Source organism: Vibrio sp. V23_P3S9T160 (genome assembly GCF_963886625.1).
GTDB classification, from domain to species: Bacteria; Pseudomonadota; Gammaproteobacteria; order Enterobacterales; family Vibrionaceae; genus Vibrio; species Vibrio anguillarum.
Genome location: NZ_CAWPDB010000138.1, coordinates 69,717 through 78,344, shown reverse-complemented (window position 1 = coordinate 78,344; position 8,628 = coordinate 69,717). Strand labels below are relative to the sequence as shown.

Here is an 8,628-nt window from a genome sequence, read left to right as displayed (position 1 = left end):
CTTTACTACGTGGGATGCATAGAGCAAGGAGAGAGTAACGATAAGCTCGCATGGCACTTACTGACCTCAGAGCCAGTAACGAGCAGGGAAGAGGCACTTAAAATCGTCAGTTATTATGAGCTGCGCTGGCTAATTGAAGATTTTCATAAAGTCTGGAAAAGTGAAGGTACTCAAGTCGAGCAATTGAGAATGCAAAGCAAAGATAACTTAGAAAGGCTCAGCGTTATTCTGGCTTTTATCGCGACTCGGTTGCTCCAGTTGAGATTTATGAATGAATCAGATGAGTTATCTAAGAGCAGTTGTGAGCCGATATTAAAAGGCAAAGCATGGAAGCTAATGTGGCTAAAGCTAGAAAGAAAAGGGCTACCGAAGGAAGCTCCGGACATATCATGGGCTTACAGAGGTATTGCTCGATTAGGGGGTTGGAAGAATACAAAGCGAACGGGTCGTGCTTCTATAAAGACATTATGGCAAGGATGGTTTAGGTTACAAACCATCCTTGAAGGGTATGAACTGGCTAAGTCTCTTGATTCACCAGACTTGTGATCAAGAGACAGGCCCAACGCTTCCTTTATTATTTCGCTGATTAGCCGCTTGGTTTGCCGTCTAAGCCGAATTTCCATTAGATATTGCTCACAAAATTGTGCTAGAATCCGGCGATTCTCACTTGTGTATATAGTTAAAGGAAGGCTTATGAAAGTGATCGAGGGTGGTTTCCCCGCACCAAATGCAAAAATTGCTATCGTTATTTCTCGTTTCAACAGTTTTATTAACGAAAGCCTGCTTTCTGGTGCAATCGATACTTTAAAGCGTCACGGACAAGTTAGCGATGACAATATTACTGTTGTTCGCTGCCCTGGTGCTGTCGAATTACCTCTTACTGCTCAACGCGTAGCAAAAACGGGTAAATACGACGCTATCGTGTCTCTTGGCACTGTGATTCGTGGCGGTACGCCACACTTTGATTATGTGTGCAGTGAATGCAATAAAGGTTTGGCGCAAGTGTCTCTGGAATACAGCCTTCCAGTGGCATTTGGTGTTCTAACTGTTGATACCATCGATCAAGCCATTGAACGCGCGGGAACCAAGGCTGGTAACAAAGGTGCAGAAGCTGCACTAAGCGCGCTTGAGATGATTAACGTTCTTTCAGAAATCGATTCCTAATGGGGGCCAGTGTGAAACCAGCCGCACGTCGTAATGCACGTCAATTTGCGCTACAAGCAATTTATTCTTGGCAAATTACAAAAGAAAATGTTGCCACTATCGAAGAGCAATTCCTCTCGGGTGGTAAGTATGATGAAGAAGAGCATCATGCTGCTGAGCCAGCGTTAGCGGCTCCAGAAACCGACGTTGCATATTTCCGTGATCTACTCACGGGTGTAGTGCTAAGCCACACAGAGCTAGATAGCAAATTGCGTCCTTTCGTGTCTCGTCCAATGCAAGACTTAGACATGATGGAATTGGCGTTACTTCGTTTAGCCATGTACGAAATGACTCGTCGCGATGATGTGCCATATAAAGTGGTCATCAATGAGGCGATTGAGTTAGCAAAGGTATTTGCTGCTGAAGATAGCCATAAATTTGTGAATGGCGTGCTTGATAAAGCCGCCCCACATGTACGCAAAAAATAATAAGTCGTTTTAAAATAAAAGGTCAGCATTCGCTGACCTTTTTTATGACGGATCTTTCTCCGCGAAAGCCCTAAGCGATGAGAAATGATGTACATAATAAAAACTCAGGGCAGGGAATTTTTTATGTTCGGTGAATTCAATTTAATCGATACCTATTTCTCTAACCGTCAGTCACAACGTAAAGATGTCTCTCTTGCTCTAGGAGATGATTGTGCATTGGTCAAAGCACCAGAAAATGTTCGGATCGCCATCAGTACCGACACCTTAGTCGCAGGCACTCATTTTTTAACCGATGCGAATCCGGCTTGGGTGGCTCATAAAGCATTGTCATCTAACATCAGTGATCTGGCTGCGATGGGGGCAACGCCTGCTTGGGTATCGCTCGCACTCACTCTACCTAGTGTCGATGAAGCATGGCTAAAACCCTTTTGTGATGCTTTTTTCGAACTTGCGAATTACTACAATATTCAGCTAATTGGTGGGGATACAACCAAAGGACCACTGAGCATTACCTTGACAGTACAAGGTTTTGTGCCACAAGAATTGGCGCTGCTGCGCAGTGGAGCCAAAGTGGGAGATTGGGTTTATGTCACTGGCGAGCTTGGTGATAGCCAAGCAGGGCTCGATGTGATTCTTGACCCAAGCTTACGCCATAAACCTTTTGCCCAAGAGCTTGAAAAGCGTCACTATCTCTCAACGCCAAGAATTCTTGCTGGCCAAGCATTGCTTCATTTGGCTTCTTCTGCAATTGATATTTCCGATGGTTTAGTGTCTGATCTCAAACATATTTTGCATCGTTCAAATGTTGGGGTGAGTTTAGATGTCGGTGCGTTGCCTATCTCGCAAGAGCTGTTGCAGTTTGTGGGCGAGAGACAAATAGCACAGCAATATGCACTAACCAGCGGTGAAGAGTATGAGTTGTGTTTCACTGTTCCAGAGCATAACCGAGGTTCCATCGAAAGTGCGCTTGCTCATTGCGGTTGTAAGGTGAGTTGCATTGGCCAAATTCGCCCGCAAGGTATTTTTGAGCTCCAGCATCAAGGCAAAAAACTCAATTGGCAGTTAAGCGGCTATGATCATTTTAAGGTGAACGGATGACAAACCCTATCGCATTAATCTCATTAAAGAACCCTTGGCATCTTTTGGCCACGGGTTTTGGCAGTGGCCTATCGCCTATCGTGCCCGGCACAATGGGAACGCTTGCCTCAGTGCCTTTTTATTTGCTGTTAGTACAGCTACCTCTCACTGTATATTGTGCTGTGGTTGTGCTTGCTTGCTTGGTGGGCGTGAAAATTTGCCAAGTGACTTCTGACGACATGAAAGTGCATGACCACGGTTCGATTGTGTGGGATGAATTTGCCGGTTTTTGGATAACAATGCTAGTCGTGCCACTGTTTGAATTGCCCAGTTTAGATTGGAAATGGCTGGTGGCTGGATTCGTGCTGTTTCGCTTTTTCGATATGCTCAAACCGTGGCCGATTAGTTGGTTAGATAAACGAGTGCATGGTGGTTTGGGGATTATGCTCGATGATATCGTGGCAGGTGTTGTATCCGCGATTGCGCTGTATTGGGTCGGCTTTTGGGCGGGTTGGTTATAACATTGTCAGCGTTCAATATTGATTGACGGCTTAGACTTAGCAACAAAAAAGGTTCCTTTGGGAACCTTTTTTGTCAGTGAAGAGTTATCTGAAACAGGGTTATTCGATGCTCTGGGTATCTAAAGTTACTTTGCCGTCTTGAGACTATTTTAGCTTCTCTAAGTCAGCTTCAATTTCAGCGATTTTGCTCGTGACCACTTTTTCCAAATGGCGCAAGTCAGTCAATATTTTTTGCTTCAGATCGAGATCACTCATAGGAATCGGCTTAGTGATTTTATTTAGTTCATCAATCACCAAGGTTAAATTACGGTTGATCTCCGTCACCTCTTTGTATTGATGGCTGCCGCTATCGACCAATACATTTTTTACTTGTCGAGGGTATTTAAATTTCACGCTTTTAGCGAACAGCTCGCCTTTCTGCTTATGAAAGTAAATCTTCAACACATCTTTATGGGCTTCTTGACGAAGTGAATAGCGCTCAATCTGTTTAGGATCTTGAATGCCTAAACCGGTGAGGTAGGGATACATAGGCAACCTCTATTGTATTTTGTGACACATCAATGAACCATTTCAATGTAGCAGTCCATGCTCGCCCGAGATAGTTCATCGTGATATCAATGGTTCAAGTTGTGGACCAGATCGCTTTCCTTTTCCGTTTAATTTGGCGCGAGTTCAGAAACATTTTTAATCAGCATTTCACGTAACGTGCACTCTTCTTCTTCACTCAATTTTCCGCCTTGTGAACCGGTGAGAATAAACAAGTCTTCTGCTCGTTCGCCAATGGTGGTGATTTTTGCACCATGCAGGTTAATGTTTAAGTCAGCAAATGTGGCTCCGACCGTTGCTAGCAGTCCCGGAGTATCAAGTGCGACTAATTCCATTAAGGTTCGTTTATTGCTTTTGGTGGGTAAAAAATCGACTTTAGTTTTGACTTTAAAATGTTGCAAATTACGTGGCGTGCGGCGCAATTTCAGTTTGTTCTGCCAACCCGTTTCTAGCCCACTGAGTAGGTGTTTGATCAACGATGGGTGACACTCTTCGTCAATTGCATGGCCGTTTTGATCCAGTACCATGAAGGTATCAAGGACGTAGCCATCTTTACTCGACATGATCTGCGCATCATGAACATTGAGATTTCGACGGTCCAGTTCAGCAACCACAGTCGCAAAGAGGGCGGGTTGATCTTTAGTGTAAACAAACAATTCAGTGCCGCCACGAGTGGCTTTTTTGCTCATCAGGATCAGCGGTTGGCTTGGGTCGCTATGTTTGAGTAGGTGCTCACAATGCCAAGCGATCTGCTTGTGAGTGTGACGCAAAAAGTAATCGGCTTTAAAGCGCTGCCAAAGCACTTCAATTTCACGTGCGCTGTAGCCTTCTTTACGAAGCAATGCGGATGCCATTTGTTGGTTGTGGCGAATGCGATCGCGCACATCTACCGGGTTTTCAAGCCCACGCCTAAGTGCCCGCTGTGTTGAGTGATATAGCTCTGCCAGCAAGGTGCGTTTCCAACTATTCCAAAGCTCAGGGTTAGTAGCGCAGATGTCCGCGACAGTCAGGCAAACAAGATGTTCGAGATACTCTTCATCGCGCACTTTTTTGGCAAATTCGGTAATGACATCAGGGTCGTAAATGTCGCGTCTTTGCGCCGTTACCGACATCAAGAGGTGGTTTTGTACCAGCCAAGAAACTAATTTTGCTTCAGGTTTTGATAAACCGTGTTCAATACAAAAATCATAGGCTTCTACCGCACCGATTTCAGAGTGATCGCCGCCACGCCCTTTGGCAATGTCGTGAAAAATAGCGGCCAGAATCAGCATCTCCTTTTTCTGGAGGCGTGGGTAAACTTCGCAACAGATGGGGTGTTTATCGTGATTTTGTGCGTAGCTAAAGGTATTGATGTGTTTGAGAAGACGAATGCTGTGTTCATCAACCGTATAAACATGGAATAGGTCGAACTGCATTTGTCCAACAATTTGGCTCCATTGGGGAAGATAAGCGGCGAGCACGCCTAATTTATGCATCAGGCTGAACGCACGATGTAGTGCGTTAGGGTGACGTACCAATGCCATGAATTTTTCACGCGCTTCGGGAATGGTGTGCAGGAATTTATTGAGCCGCCTTCTGGCTGTACGCAACTGGCGCATGGTTGTGGGTGCGACACTTTCGATGCTGGAATCATTGGCGATATGAATAAACATATCTAAGATCGTTTCAGGGCGAGCTTGGAAAAGCGCGGGTTTACGAGCTTCTATTAAGTTGCCACGACGTTGAAAATCATCATCTAAAATTTCTGCCACGGCTTCTTCGCCGTTATTGAGTATGGCTTGATCAAACAGACGCAGGAGCATTTTGTTGAGTTCTGCAACACGACGTAGCGTACGGTAGAACTCTTTCATCATCATCTCGACTGCGCGATTCCCTTCACCCGTAAAGCCCAGATGTTCTGCCACTTGAGCTTGATGAGCAAAAATAAGCCGATTGTCATAGCGTTTTAATTCAATGTGCAGCGCAAAGCGCACGCGCCATAAAAAGTCTTGGCACTCTACTAGCTCACGATATTCAGCATCAGTTAAAAAACCAAAACGACTCATTTCAAACAGTGATGTTGCACCAAAGTGACGTCTAGCGACCCAGCTTAAAGTATGAATGTCCCTCAAGCCTCCAGGAGTCGATTTGATATCGGGTTCAAGGTTATAAGTGGTGTCATGGTAACGAGCGTGTCGGTCGCGCTGCTCTTGAATTTTGGCGCGGTAAAAGGTTTCGCTTGGCCAAAACGATTCGGAATGAATCAACATCTTGAGTTTATAAAATGTCTCTTCGCTACCACATAATAGCCGAGCTTCTTGTAAGTTTGTTGCGACGGTTAAATCTTCACGGCCAATTTCAGCGCACTGTTGCACGGTACGCACGGCATGGCCTACTTCTAAACGCAAATCCCACAGCAGGGTAATAAATTCACTAATTTTACTGCCGAGTTCAGCGGGTAAAGTATGATTGGAGACGACCAGAATATCGATATCCGAAAGAGGATGAAGTTCACCGCGGCCATAGCCTCCGACGGCCACTAAACTGATGTCTGGAACCTGCGAAAATGAATAATGTTCCCATAACCTGTAGAGCAGTTGGTCCATATATTCAGAGCGGCCTAGTACCAGGTCGTTGACCGGATGGTGGTGCAAAAATTGATGTTTCTGATACTGAGTGAACTGTTCAAGTTGTTGTTTAAGCTCGCCGATAGTGAGTTGTGTGTCAGTAAAGGTGAGGGGAGACTGAAAAGGCATAACGGCAATCCATGCTAGTGATATGTCACAACGTAGACTGACTGTATCAAATCACTGCAGATAAAAAAATATCCCTGCAAGAGGGATATTAATTGATAAGGTTTTGGTTCGATGTAATTAGGCGTTATGCATCAGACGTGGAATGGTTTCTTCTTCACGCAGCGTCAGCACTTCACAGCCAGTGGCGGTAACCAAAATGGTGTGTTCCCACTGCGCTGAGTTTTTGCCATCGGCGGTGTAAACCGTCCAATTGTCTTCATCATCAAGGCGGCAACCAAATTTACCCGCATTAATCATTGGCTCGATAGTGAAAATCATCCCTTCACGCAGTACGGTTCTGTCGCTGTTTTTATAGTGAACCACTTGTGGTTCTTCATGAAATTGAGCGCCAATACCGTGGCCGCAATAATCTTTCACAATCGAAAATTTAAGGCGTGGGTTATTTTTATTATTGGTTTTAATGTGTTTTTCGATCGCAGTACCAATCTCACCCAATTGAACTCCGGGTTTGACCTTCTTCATGCCGATATAAAGACACTCTTGCGCAACAAGACATAGGCGCTTATCTGCTGGCGACACTTCACCGACAAAGAACATCTTTGAGGTATCACCGTGGTAGCCATCTTTAATAACCGTGATATCAATGTTCAGAATATCACCCTCTTTCAGTACCGCTGGACGCTGTAATTGCCCATACTGCGTATCTTGAGTTGCCGGAATACCGTGACAAACAATGTGATTGATAGAGGTACAGATCGATTTAGGAAAACCGTGGTAATTCAATGGTGCTGGAATAGCTTGCTGTACTTCAGTGATGTACTTGTGGCAGATCTGGTCAAGTTCTTCAGTGGTGATGCCCACTTTTACATGCGGTTCAATCATCTCAAGGACATCGGCAGCCAGTTTACCCGCGACGCGCATTTTGGCTATTTCTTCAGCAGTTTTGATTTTTACAGACATCGGCTTTCTCTATGCATTAATTCTTAAGCACTTAACTGTGCGAATGGGCGTTATTCTAGCAGTGCATGGATGAATCGCAAGGGATCCCTGTCGGTAAGTAAGAATTGTTTGCATAACTACAGCTTACCTAAGCCATGATGTGTCGTATTTTTTTCTAGCCAGAGAAGGGCTAAATATGGTATAAAGCGCGCCGGAATCGAAGTGCGTTTTCTTCTGAAATGACGAAGCCCACCTTCCTTTCTAAACACATTATCTTTAAATCACACACATTCCGACACGTGTTCCGGGGTGCTCCAACAATAAAACTATCGGCAACAACCGAATAGATGTTAGGGGTCGGATACATGGGGAATGTGGAGGCCTAACCCCATAGAGGATTTTTAAATGGCAACTGTATCAATGCGCGACATGCTAAAAGCTGGTGTTCACTTCGGTCACCAGACTCGTTACTGGAACCCAAAAATGAAGCCATTCATTTTTGGTGCTCGTAGCCGTGTTCACATCATCAACTTAGAAAAAACTGTTCCTATGTTCAACGAAGCTCTAGCTGAGCTACAAAAAGTTGGCGAGAAAAAAGGTAAAGTTCTTTTCGTTGGTACTAAACGCGCAGCATCTGAAGCTGTTAAAGAAGCGGCTATCGCAAGCAACCAATTCTACGTTAACAACCGCTGGTTGGGCGGCATGCTAACTAACTGGAAAACTGTTCGTCAGTCAATCAAGCGTCTAAAAGAGCTTGAAATTCAAGCAACAGATGGCACTTTTGATAAGCTAACTAAGAAAGAAGCTCTAATGCGTACTCGTGAAATGGAGAAGCTAGAGAAATCTCTTGGTGGTATCAAAGATATGGGCGGTCTACCTGACGCACTATTCGTTATCGATGCAGATCACGAGCACATTGCAGTTAAAGAAGCAAACAACCTAGGTATCCCAGTTTACGCTGTTGTTGATACTAACTCTAACCCAGATGGCGTTGACTACATTATCCCTGGTAACGACGACGCAATCCGTGCAATCCAGCTTTACCTAAATGCTGTTGCAGAAACGGTTAACGAAGGTCGTAACAAAGATGCAGCTGCACTTGCTGCTGCAAAAGACGGTTTCGTAGAAGCAGAATAATAGCGGCTCTGAGTCACACTTGATTATATGTGTCACACGATT

Annotated in this window: 9 protein-coding genes; 6 read left to right on the top strand and 3 right to left on the bottom strand. The window is 44.8% G+C overall.

The annotated features are described in order from the left end of the window. The 5 genes from AACU59_RS12250 to pgpA all read left to right on the top strand — a co-directional run. Positions 1-546, top strand: a 546-nt coding sequence (locus AACU59_RS12250) for an IS4 family transposase (protein WP_141195635.1), incomplete at its 5' end; no start/stop codon positions are given. 147 nt (positions 547-693) lie between these two features. Beyond that, positions 694-1,164 (top strand): 6,7-dimethyl-8-ribityllumazine synthase, encoded by a 471-nt coding sequence (gene ribH, locus AACU59_RS12245; RefSeq protein ID WP_026027639.1) that lies wholly within the window; start codon positions 694-696, stop codon positions 1,162-1,164. After that, positions 1,164-1,631: a transcription antitermination factor NusB gene (gene nusB, locus AACU59_RS12240; protein WP_013856197.1), complete on the top strand. Its 468-nt coding sequence runs from the start codon at positions 1,164-1,166 to the stop codon at positions 1,629-1,631. Before ribH ends, nusB begins: the two co-directional genes overlap by 1 nt. Before the next feature lie 123 nt (positions 1,632-1,754). Next, the gene (gene thiL, locus AACU59_RS12235) at positions 1,755-2,729 is read left to right on the top strand and encodes a thiamine-phosphate kinase (protein ID WP_026027917.1); all 975 of its coding nucleotides are present in this window, start codon (positions 1,755-1,757) and stop codon (positions 2,727-2,729) included. After that, positions 2,726-3,229 carry a phosphatidylglycerophosphatase A gene (gene pgpA, locus AACU59_RS12230; RefSeq protein ID WP_013856199.1) on the top strand — a complete coding sequence of 168 codons (504 nt, stop codon included), beginning with the start codon at positions 2,726-2,728 and terminating at the stop codon, positions 3,227-3,229. The genes thiL and pgpA overlap by 4 nt, the downstream gene beginning before the upstream one ends. A 144-nt stretch (positions 3,230-3,373) precedes the next feature. On the opposite strand, the gene AACU59_RS12225 is transcribed toward pgpA, so the two are convergent. From AACU59_RS12225 to map, 3 genes are all read right to left on the bottom strand, one after another. Next, the gene (locus tag AACU59_RS12225; RefSeq protein WP_026027916.1) at positions 3,374-3,757 is read right to left on the bottom strand and encodes a DUF3461 family protein; all 384 of its coding nucleotides are present in this window, start codon (positions 3,755-3,757) and stop codon (positions 3,374-3,376) included. A 128-nt stretch (positions 3,758-3,885) separates the two neighbouring features. Then, positions 3,886-6,510 carry a bifunctional uridylyltransferase/uridylyl-removing protein GlnD gene (gene glnD, locus AACU59_RS12220; protein WP_017049712.1) on the bottom strand — a complete coding sequence of 875 codons (2,625 nt, stop codon included), beginning with the start codon at positions 6,508-6,510 and terminating at the stop codon, positions 3,886-3,888. A gap of 117 nt (positions 6,511-6,627) precedes the next feature. Then, positions 6,628-7,470, bottom strand: coding sequence for a type I methionyl aminopeptidase (gene map, locus AACU59_RS12215; RefSeq protein ID WP_081245045.1), 843 nt, complete (start codon positions 7,468-7,470; stop codon positions 6,628-6,630). Between the two features lie 384 nt (positions 7,471-7,854). Here map and rpsB point away from each other — a divergent pair, with 384 nt between their 5' ends. Next, positions 7,855-8,586, top strand: coding sequence for a 30S ribosomal protein S2 (rpsB, locus tag AACU59_RS12210; protein WP_013856204.1), 732 nt, complete (start codon positions 7,855-7,857; stop codon positions 8,584-8,586). Positions 8,587-8,628: the final 42 nt, after the last annotated feature.